At 66.4% G+C, this 19,749-nt stretch carries 19 protein-coding genes; 12 read left to right on the top strand and 7 right to left on the bottom strand.

Annotated elements, in window-relative coordinates; translation table 11 throughout:
* Positions 1 to 116: 116 nt before the first annotated feature.
* The 5 genes from HTS88_RS16290 to HTS88_RS16270 form a co-directional block, all read right to left on the bottom strand.
* Entirely contained in the window at positions 117 to 446 is a 330-nt protein-coding gene (locus HTS88_RS16290; RefSeq protein ID WP_174180207.1) for a hypothetical protein, read from the bottom strand.
* A 172-nt stretch (positions 447 to 618) separates the two neighbouring features.
* The gene (locus HTS88_RS16285; protein ID WP_343044997.1) at positions 619 to 2,082 is read right to left on the bottom strand and encodes a TrkH family potassium uptake protein; all 1,464 of its coding nucleotides are present in this window, start codon (positions 2,080 to 2,082) and stop codon (positions 619 to 621) included.
* On the bottom strand, positions 2,079 to 4,061 hold the full coding sequence (locus HTS88_RS16280) for an APC family permease (RefSeq protein WP_174180171.1): 1,983 nt from the start codon (positions 4,059 to 4,061) through the stop codon (positions 2,079 to 2,081). The genes HTS88_RS16285 and HTS88_RS16280 overlap by 4 nt, the downstream gene beginning before the upstream one ends.
* 152 nt (positions 4,062 to 4,213) lie before the next feature.
* On the bottom strand, positions 4,214 to 4,885 hold the full coding sequence (locus HTS88_RS16275) for a response regulator (protein WP_174180169.1): 672 nt from the start codon (positions 4,883 to 4,885) through the stop codon (positions 4,214 to 4,216).
* Positions 4,870 to 7,428 (bottom strand): DUF4118 domain-containing protein, encoded by a 2,559-nt coding sequence (locus HTS88_RS16270; RefSeq protein WP_174180168.1) that lies wholly within the window; start codon positions 7,426 to 7,428, stop codon positions 4,870 to 4,872. The genes HTS88_RS16275 and HTS88_RS16270 overlap by 16 nt, the downstream gene beginning before the upstream one ends.
* Positions 7,429 to 7,552: 124 nt before the next feature.
* On the opposite strand from HTS88_RS16270, the gene HTS88_RS16265 reads away from it, so the two are divergent.
* Complete coding sequence (locus HTS88_RS16265) at positions 7,553 to 9,532, top strand: hypothetical protein (RefSeq protein WP_174180166.1); 1,980 nt, start codon at positions 7,553 to 7,555, stop codon at positions 9,530 to 9,532.
* Here the strand turns inward: HTS88_RS16265 and HTS88_RS16260 are convergent.
* Positions 9,454 to 9,798, bottom strand: a complete 345-nt coding sequence (locus HTS88_RS16260) for a hypothetical protein (RefSeq protein ID WP_174180164.1) — start codon at positions 9,796 to 9,798, stop codon at positions 9,454 to 9,456. The genes HTS88_RS16265 and HTS88_RS16260 overlap by 79 nt on opposite strands.
* A 196-nt stretch (positions 9,799 to 9,994) precedes the next feature.
* Here HTS88_RS16260 and HTS88_RS16255 point away from each other — a divergent pair, with 196 nt between their 5' ends.
* The 10 genes from HTS88_RS16255 to HTS88_RS16210 all read left to right on the top strand — a co-directional run bounded on the left by HTS88_RS16255 (position 9,995) and on the right by HTS88_RS16210 (position 17,268).
* Positions 9,995 to 10,429: a hypothetical protein gene (locus HTS88_RS16255; RefSeq protein ID WP_174180162.1), complete on the top strand. Its 435-nt coding sequence runs from the start codon at positions 9,995 to 9,997 to the stop codon at positions 10,427 to 10,429.
* A 154-nt stretch (positions 10,430 to 10,583) separates the two neighbouring features.
* Positions 10,584 to 11,801 carry an MFS transporter gene (locus HTS88_RS16250; protein WP_174180160.1) on the top strand — a complete coding sequence of 406 codons (1,218 nt, stop codon included), beginning with the start codon at positions 10,584 to 10,586 and terminating at the stop codon, positions 11,799 to 11,801.
* A gap of 15 nt (positions 11,802 to 11,816) precedes the next feature.
* Positions 11,817 to 12,521: an esterase/lipase family protein gene (locus HTS88_RS16245; RefSeq protein ID WP_174180158.1), complete on the top strand. Its 705-nt coding sequence runs from the start codon at positions 11,817 to 11,819 to the stop codon at positions 12,519 to 12,521.
* Complete coding sequence (locus HTS88_RS16240; RefSeq protein WP_174180156.1) at positions 12,518 to 13,525, top strand: LssY C-terminal domain-containing protein; 1,008 nt, start codon at positions 12,518 to 12,520, stop codon at positions 13,523 to 13,525. The genes HTS88_RS16245 and HTS88_RS16240 overlap by 4 nt, the downstream gene beginning before the upstream one ends.
* Before the next feature lie 149 nt (positions 13,526 to 13,674).
* Positions 13,675 to 14,232, top strand: a complete 558-nt coding sequence (locus HTS88_RS16235; protein WP_174180154.1) for an alternate-type signal peptide domain-containing protein — start codon at positions 13,675 to 13,677, stop codon at positions 14,230 to 14,232.
* Between the two features lie 59 nt (positions 14,233 to 14,291).
* Complete coding sequence (locus HTS88_RS16230) at positions 14,292 to 14,900, top strand: hypothetical protein (RefSeq protein WP_174180152.1); 609 nt, start codon at positions 14,292 to 14,294, stop codon at positions 14,898 to 14,900.
* Positions 14,890 to 15,534 carry a signal peptidase I gene (locus tag HTS88_RS16225; RefSeq protein ID WP_310108778.1) on the top strand — a complete coding sequence of 215 codons (645 nt, stop codon included), beginning with the start codon at positions 14,890 to 14,892 and terminating at the stop codon, positions 15,532 to 15,534. The genes HTS88_RS16230 and HTS88_RS16225 overlap by 11 nt, the downstream gene beginning before the upstream one ends.
* A gap of 122 nt (positions 15,535 to 15,656) precedes the next feature.
* Positions 15,657 to 16,019, top strand: a complete 363-nt coding sequence (locus HTS88_RS16220; protein WP_246256379.1) for a hypothetical protein — start codon at positions 15,657 to 15,659, stop codon at positions 16,017 to 16,019.
* 107 nt (positions 16,020 to 16,126) lie between these two features.
* Complete coding sequence (locus HTS88_RS16215; protein ID WP_174180148.1) at positions 16,127 to 16,570, top strand: DUF302 domain-containing protein; 444 nt, start codon at positions 16,127 to 16,129, stop codon at positions 16,568 to 16,570.
* Positions 16,571 to 16,575: 5 nt separating this feature from the next.
* Positions 16,576 to 17,268, top strand: a complete 693-nt coding sequence (locus HTS88_RS16210; RefSeq protein ID WP_310108787.1) for a class I SAM-dependent methyltransferase — start codon at positions 16,576 to 16,578, stop codon at positions 17,266 to 17,268.
* A gap of 334 nt (positions 17,269 to 17,602) precedes the next feature.
* On the opposite strand, the gene HTS88_RS16205 is transcribed toward HTS88_RS16210, so the two are convergent.
* On the bottom strand, positions 17,603 to 18,508 hold the full coding sequence (locus HTS88_RS16205; protein WP_174180145.1) for a phosphatase PAP2 family protein: 906 nt from the start codon (positions 18,506 to 18,508) through the stop codon (positions 17,603 to 17,605).
* A gap of 183 nt (positions 18,509 to 18,691) precedes the next feature.
* Between HTS88_RS16205 and HTS88_RS16200 the strand changes: the two genes are divergently transcribed.
* A complete protein-coding gene (locus tag HTS88_RS16200) occupies positions 18,692 to 19,693 on the top strand; it encodes an o-succinylbenzoate synthase (RefSeq protein ID WP_174180143.1) in 1,002 nt (333 codons plus the stop codon).
* Positions 19,694 to 19,749: the final 56 nt, after the last annotated feature.

Genomic DNA, 19,749 nt, shown 5'->3' with positions numbered 1-19,749 from the left:
ACCCGTCTATTCGGATACAGCTGCACTCGCAGTCCGTGGACATCAGGAAAAAGAAAGTGTGCGGCTGGCGCCCTGGCCCGACGATTGGGCTCTTCGGGTGCCGTTGCCTGGGGCGCCTATGCGGCGATCAGTGCCGGCGAGTGTGCCCTGCGGGCGGCAGCGCGCGGCGCCAGGACGCTGATGGTGCACGGCGCCTGCTGCGGATCGATTTTTGCTGGCAGGTGGTGGGTTTCGGAAGAGGCATGGAGCATTTCCAGCGCTTCCTGGTCCACCCGCGCATGCGAGATATCCAGTTCCACGCCCAGCCCTTCACGTAAGGAATTGGCGCGCTTGACGACTACATACAGTGCGTTGACGCTGTGGACGGTGACATGCCCCTTTGCAATCACCTGTGCCTTGGCGTGGTCGAGATCTACACGGACAACAATGTTCAGCTTGGAATTCAAGTTGTAAAGCCTTCCCCGGCATTGGCTGCGACGCTGCAGCTTCTTGCTTATGGCCGTTTGCATCAGCCTCATCCAGAGTAGGGACTGAATGTGATGCACGCAACATGAAGGTGTTTATTACATCGTTTGGTTTTCTTGCAGGGCGTCGACCGGAACGTCCGCCCGATCCGCATCAGCCGATGATGGGACGTTCCTCCGGAAGCCGGAAGAGGCGCGGGTGTGCCGTCAGGGCCAGTGCGGAGGCCACCGCCACAGTGCCGATGCGTCCGGTGAACATCAGGGCCATCAGCACCCATTCGGCAGCAGGGGGCAGGTTGTAGGTGATGCCGGTGCTCATCCCTACAGTGGCGAACGCCGAGATGGCTTCAAAGAGGACCTTCTCGAGGCTGTAGTCGGTGAGTATCAGGAGGAGCATGGTTCCTGCGATGACGGCGGCAATGCCCAGGAGGGCAACGGAGAGGGCCTGGCGCTGTGAGGACGAACTGATGGAGCGGTGTGCAATGGTGACCTGGTCCCGGCCACGGACTTCATTCCAGATGGCGAAGCCCAGCACCAGGAAAGTGGTGATCTTGATGCCGCCTGCAGTGCCGGCGCTGCCGCCTCCGATAAACATCAGGATGTTGGTGACCATGAGTGTTTCCGGAGAAGCGGCGCCGTAATCGATGCTGTTGAATCCAGCTGTACGGGGAAAGACGCTGCCGGCGAATGAGCCGAGGATCTTTCCCGTGAGGGAAAGCGGGCCCAGTGTTTCATTCCTGTTCCACTCGAAGGCGGCGAACAGGGCGGTTCCCGCGGCCAGCAGCAGAAGGGTTCCGTAGATGGTCAGCCGCAGGTGGATGGACCAGTCCTTCGGGGCCACTTCCCCGCGGGTGAGCTGGATGATGACGGGGAAACCGAGTCCTCCGCCGATGATTGCCAGGCAGATTGGAGTGATGATCCAAGGGTCTTCGGCGAAGCCGATGAGGTTGTCGCCATAGAGGGAGAAGCCCGCGTTGTTGAACGCTGATATGGCGTGGAACGTCCCGTGCCACAAGGCGGTCGCAGGATTCTGGTCGTAGGCCGACCAGAACCGCAGTGTCAGGACCAGGGCTGTCGCGGCTTCGAACGCAAGCATGATCCTGGCCACGAGGAGCAGCACGGCCCGGACATCGCCCAGGTTCAGGGTATGGGTCTCCGACTGCGCCACCAGTTGTCCGCGCAGGCCGATGCTCTTGCGCACCAGCAGTGCCAGCAGCGTTGCCAAGGTCATGATGCCGAATCCGCCCACCTGGATGAGGCCCAGGATGATGCCCTGGCCGAAGGGAGTCCAGAACGTTGCAGTATCCACGGTGATGAGGCCCGTGACGCAGACGGCAGAGACGGACGTGAACGCAGCCGGCATGAACCCTTCGGCCCCGCCGTCTGTCCGGGCAGCGGGGAGCATCAGCAGCCCGGTGCCCACGATGATGACCATCAGGAACGCCACCGGCACCGCCCTGACCGGATGGGACATCAGCCGGCTGACGACGTTTTCCCTGCCGGTGCCTTTTCCGTTCCTGGCGTCGCGGAGCATCTTCTGGACGGCGGCAACACTCGTTGTGTCCTGGCCAGTCTTCGGGGTGCCCGGCGCCGGCGGGCCGCTCCTGCGCAGGCTCATCCCACGTGGATGCCCGGGCGGGCGTCCGGGCAGGGTTCGTTTTCGCGGATGATTTCGCGGACCACCGGGGCAGTGTCTCCGCGGCCCAGGAGGAGGTACCGCATCAGGTGGGCCAGGGGATTTCCCTCAGACCACTCGAAGTAGGCGTGCGGCCGCACGCCGGTGCCGTCCCGCAGGGCCAGGAGGATCGCTGCGATGGCGTTGGGTGCGGCCGGGCTGTTGGCCCGCAGGATTCTGTGGCCGTCCACTTCCACGCCACGGACTTCCAGGATGTCGCTGAACTCGGAGGGGTCCGTGATGTCGATTTCCAGGAAGATGACGTCAGCGGTGCCCGGGACGGGGTTGTTCTCCCGCTGCACCGCTTCCTTGTCCCTGTACTCGGCGCCATCACGGTCCTGCGGACGGTTGGCGATCAGGTTGATCCGGCCGTCGAATTCCAGGGTGTCGCTGATGAAGCGGCGCGCCCCGTCGTCGAACTCGATCTTTTCCACGCGAAGCTCCGTGGTGCGGCTGATGCGGGAGACGAGGGAGACGGCAATGATGCCGAGGATGAAGAACGCGGAGATCGTGATGCCGTCCGGTTTCTCTATCACGTTGGCAGCCAGGGCGTAGAGCATCACCAGCGTGAGGACAGTGAAACCGATGGATGCCGCGCGCTGCTTCCGGCGGATGGCGGAAATGGTGACGGCGATGGCTCCGGAGACCATCATGGCCAGGATTCCGGTGGCGTACGCGCCCGCCTGGGCGTTGACGTCCGCATTGAAGCCGATGGTGATCAGGATGCTGATGGACGTGTAGACCAGTACCACGGGGCGCACGGCGCGGGACCAGTCCGGGGCCATTCCGTAGGAGGGAAGGTAGCGCGGGACGATGTTGATCAGGCCGGCCATCGCCGAGGCGCCGGCGAACCAGAGGATGAGGATGCTGCTGATGTCATAGACGGAGCCGAAGCCGTTGCCGAGCTGTTCGTGGGCAAGGTACGCGAGCGCCCGGCCGTTGGCTTCGCCCCCGTCCTGGAACTGGTCCGCGGGGATCAGCACCGTGGTGACGAAGCTGCTGCCAATCAGGTAGACGCTCATGATCAGCGCGGCTGCGGTCAGGAGCTTGCGGGTGTTCCTGATCCGGCCGGCGAGCTTCTCCTCCGGAGTGGTGCCTTTGGAGGCCACCAGCGGCATCATGCTGACGCCGGTCTCGAAGCCCGACAGTCCCAGCACCAGCAGCGGGAAAGCCATCAGGGCCGGGCCGATGACCCCGCCCAGGCCTCCGCCGGAGGACGTGAGGGCGCCGGTCCAGCCGCTCAAAGCACCGGGGGTAGTGAAGATCTCCACGGCCCCTGCCCCGATGATCACCGCATTCATCAGCAGGAAGACCGCCACCAGCGGGATGGCCACGGCCACGGCTTCCGAGAAGCCCATCAGGAACACCCCGCCCAGGATCAGGAGCAGGACCACGGTGATCGTGACGGCCTGGCCTTCCAGGAAACGGGGCAGGTACGGGTTCTCCAGCAGGTGCACGGTGGCGTCGGCCGCTGACAGGGTGATGGTAATGATCCAGGACGTGGCCACGAAGCCGAGCAGGACCAGCACGAAGACCTTTCCCCGCCAGAACGGCAGGAGCCGTTCGAGCATGGCCACGGACCCCTGCCCGTGAGGGCTTTCCTTCGCCACGCGCCGATACATTGGCAGCATTCCGAGCAGTGTCAGCGCCACGATCAGCAGGGTGGCGAGCGGGGACAGCGCGCCGGCGGCCAGGGCCGCGATGCCCGGAAGGTAGGACAGGGTTGAGAAGTAGTCCACTCCGGTGAGGCACATGACCTTCCACCAGCTCTGCTGCGGGGCATGGGCCTCGGCGGCTTCCGGGCCGACCGGCTGGTGCACCCGGTGTTCAAGGAGCCAGCGGACGAACAGGTTGCCGGGCTCCAGCTCGCGTTCAGGGTTTGGAACGGTAGCGGGAAGGGAGAACTGGGCGGAAGCCGTCAAGGACGTGTCTTTCTTTACGGCCTGGAAACGGGGCACACCGGTCCCGTTTTCAGGCGCGGCACTGTGCTGATAACCACCGGAGCGTAGCACCGGGCCGGCCCTGTCCAGCGGGCGTTTCCGGGGATCTTAATGCTTTCTTAACGCCCGGCCCGTTACTCCCGGAAGCGGTATCCCAGGCCTGTTTCGGTCAGCAGGTGTCGCGGATTGGCGGGATCGTTCTCAAGCTTCCGCCGCAGTTGGGCGAGGTAGACACGCAGGTATGCGGTTTCGCCGGCGTAGCCCGGGCCCCACACATGGGTGAGGATCTCGTCGTGGGACACGAGGGCGCCGCTGTTCCTGACGAGCAGTTCAAGAATGTTCCACTCGGTGGGGGTCAGCCGGACGGCGACTCCCCGCCGGGTCACCTGCTTATTGGGCAGGTCAACGGTGAAGCCCTCGGTCCTGACCACCGGGAGGTCTCCGGGCGCTCCGCGGCGCAGGGCGGCGCGGAGGCGGGCGAGCAGTTCATCCATACCGAACGGCTTTGTCACGTAGTCATCCGCGCCCGCGTCCAGCGCCTCGATCTTGTCATCGGAGCCGTGCCGTGCCGAGAGGACCACAATGGGAACCCTGTTCCAGCGCCTGAGCCTGCGAATGACGTCGACGCCGTCCAGGTCCGGGAGCCCCAAGTCCAGGATGATGATGTCCACCGGATGCTGCGCTGCCTGCGCCAGTGCGTCATGCCCGGTGAGCGCGGTGACCGTGGAATAGCCCCTGGCATTCAAATTGATCTGCAGCGCCCGCAGGATCTGGACCTCGTCATCGACAATCAGGACTGCCGCCACGATGCACCTCCCATGCCTGGCTCCGGCGCGACGCCGGTGGACAGCGGCAGCCGGACCACCATGGTCAGGCCTCCGCCCGGCGTGGGTTCGGCCAGGAGAACCCCGCCCATTGCCTCGGTGAATCCTTTCGCCACGGCAAGACCGAGGCCTATGCCGGTTCCGGGGGTGGTGTCATCGGCGCGCTGGAACGGCCGGAACATGGCCAGGACGTCATCAGCCGGTATGCCGATGCCGTGGTCCACAATGGTGAGTTCGCTGGCTGGTACATCCCCAATCCTTGCGCTGCCTGCACCCCCTACTGCGCCGGCGATCACCACGTCGGAGTCAGGGGCATACTTGAGCGCGTTCTCCACAAGGTTCGCGATCACCCGCTCCAGCATTCCCGGATCGGCATCGACGGGAGGCATGTTGTCCGGTAACAACACCCGGAGGTGCTCCGATTCAACCGCCCGCAGGGCCTCGCCTACAACATCTGCCCAGTAGACCGGGCGGATGAGCGGTGCCACGGAATCGGCCGTGATCCTGGACATGTCCAGGAGGTTGCTGACCAGCCGGTCCAGCCTGTCCGCGCCATGCTCGATCGTCGCGAGGAGTTCCTCCTGCTCGCCCGGTCCGAGGGTAATGGTCTTATCCCGCAGGCTGCTGGAGGCGAGCTTGATACCGGCCAGGGGCGTGCGCAGATCGTGGGACACGGCCCGCAGGATGGATGTGCGCATGGTGTTGCCTTCCGCCAGGCGCAGGTTTTCACGCTGGCTTGCGGAGAGTTCTTCGCGCTGGACCAACGCCAGCAGGTGCGCCCCGAACGCGGAAAGCAGCCGCCTTTCGTCCTGCGACAGTTCCTTACCGGCCAAGGTCAACATCCTGTCGCCGTCCAACTGCTCCGCCGTGTCCGCTGCAGACACGTCACCCGGCCGCACTTCGCCGGAGAACTCCTGGAGCTTCCATGCGGATCCCCTTCCTGGTCCGGGCCGGTGCCTCACCCACAGTCCTGCCCCCTTGGCCTGGAAATGCTCCCGGACCTGGTCCAGGAATGCGGGAATGCTGTTTCCTTCGGCGACTGCACGCCGGCTCAGGTCACCCAGCACCGCGGCTTCCGCCCCGGCAATGTGCGCTTCCTTGCTGAGTTTGGCTGACCGGTCCACCACCAGCGACACAGCGACCGCTACGACAACAAATATCAGCAATGCCAGGACATTTTCCGGATCAATGACCGACAACGACCCCACGGGCCGGACGCTGAAGTAATTGACGATCAGCCCCGCAACAACCGCCGCCGCGACCGCGGGCCACAGGCCCCCAAGCAGCGCCACCCCCACAATTCCAGTGAGGTGGACCAGCATATCCGTGGAGAGCTGGTCGTGTGGGAGGAGATCGAGGATGAATTGCAGGATGGGGGGAAGCCCCAGGGCCAAGGCGAAGGCCGGGATTTCCCGCCGCCGTCCCAACCGCGGGCGCGACCGCCGTTGACTGTGGGACAGGCCAGGCGGGCGGTTCACCAGGTGCACGTCGGTGGCGCCGGCGTCCCGCAGTACTTCGGCTGCCACCCCACGGCGGCTGCTGAACCGGCGTCGGCGGAAGGGCGCTCCGAGCACAATCTGGGTGGAGTTGATGCTCCTGGCGAAGGCAGAAAGCGTCGACCCCACGTCCTCTCCTCCAATGGCGTGGAAAACCCCTCCAAGCTCCGACGTGAGCCGGCGCAGCGATTCCAGTTCCAGGTCCTTGCCCGGCTCCGTCCCGTGTCCGTCGCTGCTGGTGCGGACGTGGACCACATGGAGCTCCCCGCCGGCGGCCGCTGCCAGCATTTTCGCGGCCCTGCGCACCAATTCCTGGTCCAGGGCCGTTCCACCCACCCCGACGGTGATCTTTTCCCGTGCAGGCCAGCTGTCGCCGGCTCTCTTCGACTGGTTGTAGCCGGCCAGGTCCGCGTCTACCTGCTGGGCAAGCCACAACAACGCCAGCTCCCGCAAAGACGCAAGGGTGCCGACGCGGAAAACACCGGCCAGGGCAGCATCGGCCTCCTCCTGACTCCCGAAGATCTTTCCGTCAGCCAGCCGCTGGCGCAGCAACTCCGGTGAAGCATCCACCAATTCGATCTGGTCGGCACGCCGCACCACGGCGTCCGGCACCGTGTGTGGTTCCCGCACGCCTGTGACCTCCGCGGCGGCGTCCGACAACGATGCCACGTTCCTGATATCCAACGTGGAGATGACATCCATGCCGGCCTCGAGCAGGGCGTCCACCTGCTCCCAGCGGGCCACGCCGGCCGGTGCTGCAGCGTAGTCGTCAACCAGGACGATTGCCGGTGCACGGACCTTCAGGGCCTGGACGTCCAGCCCGCCTTCCAGGTCCTGGCTTTCCGGTTTCGGGCACAGTTCAAGGCCTGCCAGAAGCTCTTCGTTATCCGTCCGGCCCCGCGGGGCAGCGGCACCGACAACAACATCTGCGCCTTCGCCGGCCAGCCTCCGGCCTTCTTCCAGCAGCGCAAACGTCTTTCCCGCCCCGGGACCCGCCCCAAGAAGAATACGCAGATTACCTCGTGCCATGGGTCCATTGTTCCTCCTGCCTGACGCGCGAGGGCCGCAGGATGATTCCGGCCTGCGGCCATGAATGCTCCGAGGGTGGAGTATCCCCTTCCTCCACCGGTCAGCCCGGGTGGATCATGTACCCATGGGCAAGCGCGCGAGCAGCGGCCTTGGCGGCGCTGACGGTTCCGGGTCCACTGGACGGCCGGAACCGGCTGGACCGCAGGGCCGGCCGGGTCCGCCGGGCCAGCCGGACCATGTGGTGGTGTTCGTCCACGGCATGGGCCGAGCCCTCAAAGGCGGGACCCTGCAGGAATGGGCCCAGCCACTGATGCTGAGCCTGCACGACCTCTCCCTGGACCTGGTCCCCGACAGCACGCACCCGCACCTGGTCATCACCAAGGCGAACGCGGTGGGTGACCCTCCGGAAGTGCTGGCCAAGGTCCTCCGCAGCGCTGCGGACGGTACTCCGGAATATCTCACCGTGCTCATGACAGAGGCGTCCTGGGGCAGGGACTTCGAACCGGCGTCGGCCGCGTCCACGTACTCCTGGGCACTGCGGACCGCCCTGCGCGTGTACCTGCGGTCCCTCCAGCTGATCAAGTGGAACCTGTATCCCGGGCGGCAAAAGAACATCCGGTGGTTCGGGGCCTGGCTGCGGCAACTCGTCCTGACCTCGCTGGCAGCCTTTGCCGGGTTCTTCATCCTGCTGGCGGTGCTGGTGGCGCTGCTGCTGATCATCGGCCTGGCATGGATCCCGGGTCCGGGCCGGTGGATCGGGAAGCTTGTGTCCCTGTTTGCCGACTTCCTGGGCGATCCGCAGGTGTGGAAGCGCAAGCCCCTGCAGGCGGCAGCGATGCGGCAGCGGGTGGTGGACACGCTCCAGCGCTGGGACCACTGCCCGGAAACACAGGTCACCGTCGTGGCGCACAGCCAGGGTGCCGCCATCACGGGGCAGGTCCTGTTCCAGAACCAGGCCCGCGCCACCAACTTTGTCAGCGTGGGCAGCGGGCTGGACCTGCTGGGCTATGCGCAGTGGGGCGGGGGAGCGGGCGAGGACCCGGTGACGGACTGGCTGGCCAATCCCCAGCGGCCGCGCTGGATCAACGTCTGGGGGAAGTTCGACTTCGTGCCGGCCGGGCCCATCTCCACGCACGCCCACGGGCCGCGTCCCGTCTTCGGCAAGATCTACGCCCGGGACAGTGAGGGCGACGGCGGCCCCGGTCCCGAGGAACATCCGGTGTACAACAGGTCCGCCCTGATTTATGACCACATTGTCTACTCCAAGAACCGCGTAGAGGTGCTGGACCCGCTGGCGCGGCTGATCCTGGATCCGCCGCCGCCGGATTCCGGCGGGCTGGCCTTGAGGATGCTCGACGGCGACCGGCGGCTCCGCCCGCACCGCGTCATGGTGAAGAGCCTGGGAGTGACGCGGCTGCTTGCTGTCCTCACCTCGGGACTAAGCGCTCCAGCTGCGCTGGCCTGGCTGGGGTCGCAGGACTGGGCGCGGAACCTGGTCCGGTGCGGGCAGCCCGGGGAGGGGCCGGACCCGTGGTGGTCCGCCTGGCTGTGCTCCGGCCCCACCTACCATTGGGCGCACTTGCAGGACTGGGGCGTGCTGGTTGCGGCAACGGCAGTGTTTGCCGGCCTACTGGTGGCGCTCCTGAACGGGCCGGTGTGGGGAGTGCTGCACGACCGGCTCCAGCGGATGCGCCGCCCGTCCTTCACGCAATCGAGCGACCCCACCCGCAACCCGCCGGCCAACCCGTGGTGGTACGTGGCGTGGTACCTGCTGGTCGTGACGGCGGTGGCCGTGGCCGTGCCTTTCCTGCTGGCATGGCCGGATCTGCCGTGGGTGGTGGTTGTTGTGCTGGTGGTGGCGCTGTGGGCGTTGTGCTTCACGCGCACCGGCATCACCGGCCTGCCGGCACGGACCGTCCTGCAGGAAGCGCAGCCTGTGGCACCCAAGCCAGTGGCACCCGGGGCGCCGGCCGCCGTCGAACGCAACTTGCCGCCCGCCGTCGAACGCGGCGGACAGCCAGATCCTCACCCCACTGCTTCGGAAAGCCTTCCGGCTAACACCGTGACCGGCGCGGCTGACCAGCGCTCGCGCTCCGGTTCGTAGGAGATGACGACGGCGGTGCTGCTGTCCTTCGCCTCGTCCATGGCAAGCAGCAGGGCGTCCTCCACGTGCCGGGCGTATTCCAGCCGCTCGGCCAGCGAGCCCTGGAGCTCGTCGTCGTCAATAAGCACATGGCCCTTGCCGTCCACGATGACCTTCAGCGAATAGCCCTGGTCCTCCTGGAGGGACCCGCGGGTGGATGAAATTTCGGTGACTCTGTCTGCCCGGACCAGCCCGTTGCCGAGCGTTCGGATCCACACTTCACCCATCGACTGACCTCCCCTTTGGTATGGGCGCGGATCAGCGCCCCATGAGGCGAACGCTACTCCTCCGCGGGGCGTTTGTGACCCCCGATTCGCTTCATTTGCGGGCCTTTCGGCCCTTCCGGACCGGAGTTGCCGCGGGGACGATGTTGGCAGGCGGCACGTCCAATGATTTTGCCCTTATCTGGCTCCGGGAGATGGCATGGCTGACAAGACGGTGACCAGCCGCGGCGGCAACGTTGTGTCTGTCCTGGTTAACGCCGCGATGATGTGGGGGATCAACATCTGGCCGGGCTGGCAGGTGGTGCCGTTCCTGACCCCGGATATGGACCGCGTGCTCGGCATCATCAACGCGTCACTGACCGCAGGCATCGTGGCGAACCTCGTCTTTGTGGTGATCCGCAACAGGGGCATCATGGCGCTGGTAAACCTGGTGGTCCTGGGAATAGGGCTCGCCGCCACGTTCCGCTTGTGGGAGGTCTTCCCTTTCGACTTCGGGGACAGCTGGCCGGGCTGGACCGTGGTGGTGCGCGTGCTGCTGGGGCTGGGCATCGTGGGCTCCATCATCGGCATGGTGGTGGAAATCGTAGCCTTGTTCAGGTCGCTGGCAGGCTTCGGAGAGCGGGCCCGCCAGTAGTCTCCCGCCGCCGGGGAAATGCGGCTTGGGGTTGTACCGCGCTGCGCGCTGAGGCCCGGGTTCGGTGCGCACGGACAGTCCCTGCGTACTGACGCCGGCATTCGGTGCGCAGGCCGGGCGGCAGCGCCTCGCGAGCGGCCATAAAATAAATCTGATGACTTCCCCCGATGACCCCCAGTCCTTCAGCCTGCGCGGCATCGCGGTGGCAGCGTTCGGGCCCACGCTGCTCTACGGAATCGGTACGGGCGCCATCCTGCCGGTGGTGGCCCTGACCGCACGGGATCTGGGAGCCTCGGTGGCTGTGGCCGCCCTGATCGTCACCCTGATCGGGCTGGGCTCCTGGTTCTTCAACCTGCCGGCCTCCCTGGTGACGCTCAAATTCGGTGAGCGCTGGTCAATCGTGGGCGCCGCCGTCGCAGCCGGCCTCGCGCTCGCGGCCGCCGGGCTGACGTCGCTGGTGCCCGACGGACTGTGGCTGCTCGCTGCGGCGATGGCCGTCGTCGGAATGTCAGGGGCGGTGTTTGGCCTGGCCCGGCAGAAGTACCTCACCGAGGCCGTGCCCGTGGAGTTCCGGGCACGGGCGCTATCCACCCTGGGCGGGGTGAACCGGATCGGCGTGTTCATCGGGCCGTTCCTGGGCGCGGCCGTAATGCAAATTTCCGGCATCGGCGGCGCGTACTGGGTGGGGGTGGTGGCCATGGCGGGCGCCGCGCTGCTGTCACTCACCATTCCGGACCTGGCCGTAGCTCCAGCGCCCGACGGCGGACACAAGGGTCCGGAGCCCACGCTGCGGAGCGTCGCGGTGTCCCACGCGGGTGTGTTCCTCAGCCTGGGCATGGGCATCCTGCTGCTCAGCGCGCTGCGCTCGTCCCGGCAGGTGGTCATCCCGCTGTGGGCGGACCACCTGGGCATGGACGCGACGTCAGCCTCCCTGATTTACGGGCTTTCCGGGGCCATCGACATGCTGGTGTTCTATCCCGCGGGCAAGCTCATGGACCGGAAAGGCCGGCAGTTTGTTGCCGTGCCCTCCACGCTGATCATGGGGACAGCGCTGCTGCTGATTCCTCTCACGGGATCGTTTGTGGGGCTCCTGCTGGCCGCGCTGCTGATCGGGTTTGGCAACGGGATCAGTTCCGGACTGGTGATGACCCTCGGGGCGGACTTTTCGCCGGACCGCGGCCGCGGGCAGTTCCTGGGGCTGTGGCGGTTCATGGCCGATGCCGGGTCTACCGCCGGTCCCGTGCTTCTCTCCGGGGTGACCGCCGTTGCCACCCTGGGTGCGGGGGTCTCAGCCACGGGCATCCTGGGCTTTGCGGCGGCGGCCGTGTTCGCCGTCGTTATTCCCCGCCTGAAGCACCGGCGCAACTACTAGGGATATCCTCGACAGATGAGTGAACGGGGCGTGAGCACTCGGATACGTCCGTTGCGCAAAGCCATGTGGTGGCTGCAGGACTACCTTTATGCCGCGGGATGGCAGGTCCGGGGAGTGTTGTCGCGGGTCCAGCCAGGGTCCTTCCACCAGGGCCACCGGCGGCCCGTGGTGATCATTCCGGGCGTTTACGAAAACTGGCAGTTCATGATGCCGCTCATCCAGTGCATCCACGACGCCGGCCATCCCGTCCACGTGGTCACGGTGCTGCAGCGCAACAAACTCGAGGTGCCCGTTGCGGCGCGGATGGTGGCCCAGCACATCGAGGAAGCGGGCCTGCAGGACGCTGCGATCGTGGCGCACAGCAAGGGCGGCCTGATCGGCAAGTACACCATGCTGATGCTCGACCCCGAGCAGCGGATCGACCGGATGATCACCGTGTGCACGCCGTTTTCGGGATCGCGCTATGCCAGGTACATGCTGCTGCCCACCCTGAGGATCTTCTCGCCGCGCAACGCCCTGACGCTGGAGCTCGCCCGCGAGGAAGCCATCAACAGCCGCATCACCTCCGTTTACGGACCGTTCGATCCGCACATTCCGGAGGGCAGCGTCCTTCCCGGTGCCACCAACATCGAGCTGCCCACAGCCGGGCATTTCAGGATTTTGGGTGACCCTGAGACGGCGCGGATCATCGTTGAGCAGCTGAACCCCGACGAGCCGTGACCCCCGATCTGGGCGACCCGGACGTGGGCGGCTCCGGCCCTGAACGCTGGCCCGGCCGCCGGCCCGACGGCGGCGCCGGCTCCCGTCCGGGGCCCGACAGCGGCGCCGACCACTCTGGCCAGGAGCGCGCCGTGCCGGCGGAGCCGGACCACTCACCCTCCAGCAACGCGGTGGAACGGCGGCAAAGCAGGTGGGCCACCGTCCTGGCGGTGCTGCAGCGGGTGCTGTACCTGGCGGTGACTGTTGCCGTCGGCTGGGCGGTGTACTTTTTCCTGCTGTCGCGGCTTTCGCGCGGTCCCGAGCAGGCGTGGGTGTTCCTGCCGGTCTGGCTGATCCTGGCGTATGCGCTGCTGCCGCGTGTCCATAAAATCCTGAGCAGCCTCTACATCCCGGACTACTTTATTGGCAGGGTCAGGACGGGCGACGGCGTCCTGGGCGATCCCGTGAACCTCGCCGTGGTGGGGACGAGGGAGGAGCTCCGCCGGGCCATGCGCACCGCCGGCTGGGTGGAGGCCGACCCCATTACCCCGGCCACGGCCTGGCACACCCTCACTTCCACGGTGCTGGGCCGCAGCTATCCGGCCGCGCCCGTCAGCTCGCTCTACGTGTTCGGCAACCGGCAGGACCTGGCATTCCAGCGCGAGATCGACGGGAATCCGCGCAAGCGGCACCACGTCCGGTTCTGGAAATGCCCGCCCGGATGGCTGCTGCCCGGCGGCCTGTCCGTCGACTGGGTGGGTGCCGGAACGTACGACCGCAGCGTGGGCCTGTCCTTGTTCACGTTCCAGATCACGCACAAGATTGCCGACCGCACCGACGAGGAACGCGACTTCATCATCGCCACGCTGCAGGCGGCCGATGCGGTGCAGTCAGTCCACGTCATCCTCAACTACTCCAGCGGCTACCACCACCGCAACGGCGGCGGCGACGCCATCCGTACCGACGGGCACCTGCCCATCATCGATTTGTACGAGCCGGGACGGCCGGGCGTGGTCGGGTCCTAGTGTGCGTATGGATAGCGCTTACCGGCGTCTGACCTGCTGCTTTATTCTTGCGCGAACCTTGATCGAATCCCTTATCAGGTCCTGAGATTTGCCTTGCAGAGTGATCCTCAGATCCACAAACACGCAAGCAAAGTCTGAGGGGACACACCATGAAGAACAGCACCCTGATCAAAGGCACCGCAGCCATCGCAGTAGGCGCAGCACTGCTGCTGGGCGGCGGCGGAACACTGGCCGCCTGGAACGACTCCGTCTCGGCCGCCCCGGGAACCATCACGGCCGGGACCTTGGACGTGGCAAAGACTGCCGCAGGAGTATGGAAGGACCGCGCCAACAACACCATCGCTGACATTAGCGCCTACCGTGTGGTCCCGGGTGACAAGCTCACCTTTACCCAGGACGTGGACGTCACGCTGACCGGCGATAAGATGTCGGCCAGCATCACGGCCCTCGGTACCGGCGAGGCCAACGGCTTTACCTCAACCAACGTTTCAATCTCTGGTCCGAGCCTGGCGATCGGTGGGACCCCGATCGCCAACAACTTGACCCAATCAGCAAACGTCCAGAAGGTCACTGCGACGATCACTTTCGAGTTCCTCGCAAGCACTTCGGGACAATCTGACGTCAACAAAACCTACAACTTCGGCAACGTTGGCTTTACGCTGCAGCAGGTAGTAGCAGGCGCCGGCCTCGTCGCCAACCCGTCCTAGCAGGCGCCGGCGGAAGAACCGCGATCCGCCATAGAGACAGAAGATGACCAGGAGGACTCATGCGCGTCAAGCGCACACTGCAGGCGGCGGGCCTTATCGCCGCGGCAGTGATCTTGGGCCTTCTGGCAGTCCAGGGCACCTACGCCCTCTGGAGCGCTACCGCGGTAGCGGCACCCGGAAGTGTCTCTTCCGCTTCGTTCACCGTTAATCTCACGGCTACGCCGTCCGGGCAGGCCACCACCATGACCCTCCCGGACGGCAAACCGGCCAGCCTGGCTCTGACGCCAGCCGCGGCCCTGCTGCCCGGGACGTCCGTCTACGGCGGGGTGGTCGTCACTAACAGCACCGATGCCGGCGGAACGTTCAACACGGCGGCCACGGTGGGGCAGCCCGCAATGGCGAATCTGTCCGGCGGGACACTCTCCCAGTACCTGAGCGTCAGCGGGAAGGCCGCAGCCTCGGCAACAGACTGCAGCACTGCCAGCGGATACGCACCTTTGGGCGCCCCTGGACTCGCATCACCAGCAGTTCCCAAGTCCGGTTCCACCGTGTTGTGTTTCCAGGTGACCCTCAGCCCATCAGCCCCGTCCACCGTGAAAGGACAAGCAGTGGCCATCACCCTGCCCCTCACCGTTCGCCAACTCTGCGGGGTCCCCGGTGGCTGCTGACCTGACTGAACGCCCGCTGGCCCACGCCGCTGCTGCGGCTCCGGACGCGCCCAATGCCGCATCGCCGTCGTCCTCGAAGAAAGGGAGTGCAGGAGCCCAAACGCTTGCCTTTGTGGGACGCATGGGCAGCATGGCTGCCATGCTCATTGCGCTGTTCGCGGCATTGGTCCTGATCGTGGTGCCGGTGGTGACGGGATCCCACACGTATACAGTGCTCACCAATTCCATGGCACCCAAATTTCCGCCCGGCACCTTCCTGGTGATGAAGCCGGCACCCTTCGGGGAGCTCAAGTACGGGGACGTGATCACCTTCCAGCTCTACTCAGGAAAGCCGGAGGTGGAAACGCACCGGATTGTGGGCTTCGGCGCCACCCAGGCGGGGGAGAAGACACTCATCACCAGGGGCGACAACAACGGCGCCAACGATGCCGAGCCGGTCCGTGAAATCCAGGTCAAGGGCAAGCTGTTCTACGCCGTGCCCCAGGTGGGGTTCGTTGCCAACGCACTTGGCAATGCCGACCGTGGACTGTGGACCACTCTCGCCGCCATGGGGCTTATCGGGTATGGCTCCGTACTGGTCTTCAAGTCGGTGCGCGGGTCGCGGAGGCAAGCCGCCCTGAGTAAGTCCGGGTGATGCGGCGCTTTCAAGGCCTGCCGGGCGCATCCACCGCTGTAGGAGCTTTCTTACTCACGGTGCTGCTGGGCTTTGGCGGGTCTGCAGCGTCTGCGCTGTGGCACCAAAGCGCCACGGCGACCATGACTGTCACCGCTGCAGCGAGCTGGCCCGGGTCTGCTTTCCAGCAGTTCGCCTGCGCCAGGATGGACAACGCGGATAAGGCGGTTGCCCTTAACTACGTCCTGCCCGAGGTTCCCCTTGCCCTGACCCTTTCCGCCAAGAGGCCGGACGGAACATACGGTCAGCCCTATACGGTGGCAGGAGCCGGCGCTTCAGGAAGCATCATCCTCAATGAGAGCTCACCAATCATCGCGGAGAACCGAACGATGAGCCTGCTGACGGTGAGGGCAACGGCCACCTATCAAAACCGCACGGAGGCCTCAGCCGAGATCGTCCTGAGGCTGGATGTCGGCACCAACAACGGCAAGCTCTACTGCGTGTAGCTTTTGGAAAGTATCCGGTGGACCTGGGACTCCCGTAGCCATAACACCCCCGGGGGTATACGATGGCGACGTACCCACCAGCAGGAGCAACTGCCTGAGGAGGCACCATGAGCTACACGCACACCATCACCGTTCCGCTTGCCTGGGACGAGGCGCTGCAGCAGACCAAGGACGCCCTGGCCGAGCAGGGTTTCGGCATTCTTTCGGAGATCAACGTCCGGGCCACCTTTGAAGCCAAGCTGGGGCCAGAGGCGGCCGCATCCCTTGGCGACTACATCATCCTCGGCGCCTGCAACCCCAACCTGGCCAGCCGTGCCCTCGCAGCCGAGCCGGACATGGGTGCCCTGCTGCCCTGCAACGTTGTGGTCCGCCGCAGCACTGACGCCAGTGAAACCACCATCCAGGCGATCGATCCGCAGACAATGGTGCAGCTCAGCGACAATCCGGCGGTCAAGGACGTAGCGGACGACGCCGACACGCGTCTCCGCGCGGCCCTCGCCCGCCTCGATGGCAGCGTCAGCCCCGGGGGCAGCGCCGGCCCGGCGAGCTGAGACGCGTGACCGGCGGTGGCCAGGCTGGCGGCCCTTCGGGGGAGCATGGGCCGGCGGAACTGCAGCACCCGCGCTTCGCCCGGGCCTACGCCCGGGCGGTTGAGGAGATGAACCGCCGCGGCGCTACCGAACACCGCCGTGAGCTGCTCGCCGGACTGCATGGGTCCGTCGTCGAAATCGGCGCCGGGGACGGTTCCGCCTTCGCGCTGTACCCGCCGGCCGTTACTTGTGTGCTGGCCATCGAGCCGGACGACGACCTCAGGAGCATCGCCGCCGCCAAAGCAGCCTCCGCTCCGGTGCCTGTCACGGTCCGTGCCGGAGCTGCCGAACACATTCCCGCAGCCGACGCCAGCGTGGATGCCGTTGTGTCCAGCCTGGTTCTGTGCAGCGTCAGCGAGCAGGCCCCCGTGCTGGCCGAGATCCGGCGCGTCCTGCGTCCCGGGGGGATCCTTGCTTTCTACGAGCACGTACGCTCGGACAACCGGCTGTTCGCGGCAGTGGAGGACCTGTTGGCGCCTGCATGGCAGCGGTTCGCCGGCGGATGCCATCCAAACCGGGACACTGTGGCGGCCATCGGGGAGGCTGGCTTTGTTCCGGTAGGCAGCCGGCGCTTCAATTTCGCCGTCCTTCCGTTGTCGCCCGTCCTGGCCCATGTGCTGGGCACGGCCGTCAGTCCCGGGCCACCCGCCGGGGCCTGATTGCGGCAAACAGGGTGGAAATCCCGGCGCCGCCATTGGGGGGAAGGGCGGCGCCGGGATGTTTGAGGAGCACGACGTCCGCTTGCAGGGGGACAAACGTGCTCACCGTCTCACGGCTGCCAGGAGCCGGGCGAGTGGCCGTTGTTACCTGGCGGAGCCCACTTCAAGACGCCGCCAGGAGAGTGATGGGCCGCGAGGCCAATCCGGCTGGATGGCCTGCTGCCTGCGCTGCCGCTGCCCGTCTCCTGACAGCCACTACTATCCACCGGGCCCATCAAAATACTCACCAGTAATGCGTCAAGGTTCGGTCAAGGTTTCCCTGGCCTGCAGGGACTCAGCGCCTTGCCGGGACACGTCGTCGTGCGGCGTACGCGAACAGGGACGTCGTGGCAACCGTGGCCAGGTAGCCTGCGATCACAATCAGTGAGATTCCTGCCCAGAAATAGTGGGTGGTGCTGGTCTCCTGCCAGGGGCTCGGGGCAATGCGCGCCAGCGAGTACAGGGCCACCGCGGCCGACGCCAGTCCGATGAAAACCGGAAGCGTCAGCCAGATCCGGGCCGAACCGATGTGCCCGCCAAACCCGTCCCACGCATTCCACGACCCGCGGCGGATGATGAGCCAGCCGGCAGGAATCATGAACGCGCCCACCAGCAGGAACGCCGCCACCACGTCTGCCGGCCGGTGCCACTGATTGATCAGCGTGGAAACCCCGGACGCGATGGCAAACGTGCCGCCGACGAATCCGGCCATCGGACGCCAGCGGGGCGAAGCCATCAGGAACACCGCGGCCGCCGCCGACGCCGCCAGCGTGGTGTGGCCGGAGGGCAGCGAGTTCAGCTCCAGCGTGATCACTCCCTTGTCCGGGCGGGCCGGCAGGAGATCCTTCAGTACTTGCGTGGCGATGTTCGCGCCGACGCAGGCTGCCACCGCAATCCCCGCTTCTGCCCAGTGCTTGCGGATCACGGTGACGAACAGGACCACGACGGCGGCCATCACCAGCGAGACGGTGGGCAAGAGATCCAGGAACTTGGTGGTTGCCTTGCCGGCCGGCCCATGGAGCTCCACGGCCTCCACGAGTGCGGACTCGTCGATGAACTGGCCGGTGGTGGTCTGGACGAAGTAGTAGTAGGTGGCCACCAGCCCGGACACACAGGCAAGCGTGGCCAGCACGAACAGGAAGCCCGACCCCGTTGCGGGTCGGGCTGCGGTCCTGCTCGTTGCCTGCCGTTGAAAAGTCATCGCTTAAAGGGTGTCACAGAAAGCTGGGATCCCGCCGCACGTTGGACCTCGCCCACCGCGCCCTGCGACGGGAATGCGTAACTCTTGCCCTGGTGCCGGAACTGAACCCGCGTGAAGACGGCGGGCCCGGGACGGGACGGCTCCAAAAGTCACGCATTTACGGACGCTTGTACAGTTGAACCCATGCCAACCGACCCGCCCCAGGTGCCCGCGCTCAAGGAACTGCTGGCCGGCGCGCACGTGGTGTCCCTGCCCATGCGGGTCAGGTTCCGCGGCATCATGGAGCGCGAGTCGCTGCTGCTGCGGGGCCCGGCCGGATGGGGTGAGTTCTGCCCGTTCCCCGAGTACGGCGACGCCGAGGCGTCCCGCTGGCTTGCCGCCGCCATCGAGGCTGCCTGGGAGGGGTTCCCCGCGCCGCTGCGTTCCGTTATCCCGGTGAACGCCACCGTTCCTGCCGTGCCTGCCGCGCGGGTGCCGGAGGTACTGGCGCGGTTTGGCCGGGTGGACGCCGTGAAGGTCAAGGTTGCCGAACGCGGCCAGACCCTCGACGACGACACCGCCCGGGTTGCCGCCGTGCGGGCCGCGCTGCCGGACGCCGCCATCCGCGTGGATGCCAACGGGGGCTGGGACGTGCCCGGGGCGGTCGAGGCACTCACCCGGCTTGCCGGCGTCGGGCTTGAATACGCCGAGCAGCCCGTCCCCACCATCGACGGACTGGCCGAGGTCCGCCGGCAGCTTCGGGCCGCAGGCACCCCGGTGCTGATCGCTGCGGACGAGAGCGTCCGCAAGGAGTCCGACCCCTTACGCGTGGCGCGGGCCGGGGCGGCCGACCTCCTGGTGGTCAAGGTGGCGCCGCTCGGGGGAGTGCGGCGCGCACTGGACATCGTGGAGCGGGCCGGGCTGCCTGCCGTCGTCAGCTCTGCGCTGGACACCTCCGTGGGCATCCGCGCCGGCCTTGCCCTGGCCGCCGCCCTGCCCGAATTGCCGTATGCGTGCGGGCTGGGGACGGTGTCCCTGTTTGAATCGGACATCACCACGGATCCTTTGGTGTCCGACGACGGCGCCATCCGCCTCCGCGATGCGGCCGCCGACGCCGGGCTGCTTGAGCGGTATGCGGCATCCGCGGAACGCCGGGACTGGTGGCTGGCCCGGCTGCGCCGCGTCCACGCGCTCCTGGCCGCCTGAGTCCCTCTCTCACTTGACGCAGGCTTTCCGGAGACCCTCTCTCACTTAATGTGGGT

Origin of the sequence: Pseudarthrobacter oxydans (assembly GCF_013314975.1) — a bacterium.
Lineage (GTDB): Bacteria > Actinomycetota > Actinomycetes > Actinomycetales > Micrococcaceae > Arthrobacter > Arthrobacter oxydans.
This window is presented reverse-complemented; position numbering and strand designations above follow the sequence as displayed.

Excerpts from the sequence above, each read along its gene's own strand:
- HTS88_RS16285 (WP_343044997.1), bottom strand. The coding sequence starts at position 2,082 with ATGAGCCTGCGCAGGAGCGGCCCGCCGGCGCCGGGCACCCCGAAGACT.
- HTS88_RS16270 (WP_174180168.1), bottom strand. The coding sequence starts at position 7,428 with ATGGCACGAGGTAATCTGCGTATTCTTCTTGGGGCGGGTCCCGGGGCG.
- HTS88_RS16265 (WP_174180166.1), top strand. The coding sequence starts at position 7,553 with ATGGGCAAGCGCGCGAGCAGCGGCCTTGGCGGCGCTGACGGTTCCGGG.
- HTS88_RS16260 (WP_174180164.1), bottom strand. The coding sequence starts at position 9,798 with ATGGGTGAAGTGTGGATCCGAACGCTCGGCAACGGGCTGGTCCGGGCA.
- HTS88_RS16255 (WP_174180162.1), top strand. The coding sequence starts at position 9,995 with ATGGCTGACAAGACGGTGACCAGCCGCGGCGGCAACGTTGTGTCTGTC.
- HTS88_RS16250 (WP_174180160.1), top strand. The coding sequence starts at position 10,584 with ATGACTTCCCCCGATGACCCCCAGTCCTTCAGCCTGCGCGGCATCGCG.
- HTS88_RS16245 (WP_174180158.1), top strand. The coding sequence starts at position 11,817 with ATGAGTGAACGGGGCGTGAGCACTCGGATACGTCCGTTGCGCAAAGCC.
- HTS88_RS16235 (WP_174180154.1), top strand. The coding sequence starts at position 13,675 with ATGAAGAACAGCACCCTGATCAAAGGCACCGCAGCCATCGCAGTAGGC.
- HTS88_RS16230 (WP_174180152.1), top strand. The coding sequence starts at position 14,292 with ATGCGCGTCAAGCGCACACTGCAGGCGGCGGGCCTTATCGCCGCGGCA.
- HTS88_RS16220 (WP_246256379.1), top strand. The coding sequence starts at position 15,657 with ATGACTGTCACCGCTGCAGCGAGCTGGCCCGGGTCTGCTTTCCAGCAG.
- HTS88_RS16215 (WP_174180148.1), top strand. The coding sequence starts at position 16,127 with ATGAGCTACACGCACACCATCACCGTTCCGCTTGCCTGGGACGAGGCG.
- HTS88_RS16205 (WP_174180145.1), bottom strand. The coding sequence starts at position 18,508 with ATGACTTTTCAACGGCAGGCAACGAGCAGGACCGCAGCCCGACCCGCA.
- HTS88_RS16200 (WP_174180143.1), top strand. The coding sequence starts at position 18,692 with ATGCCAACCGACCCGCCCCAGGTGCCCGCGCTCAAGGAACTGCTGGCC.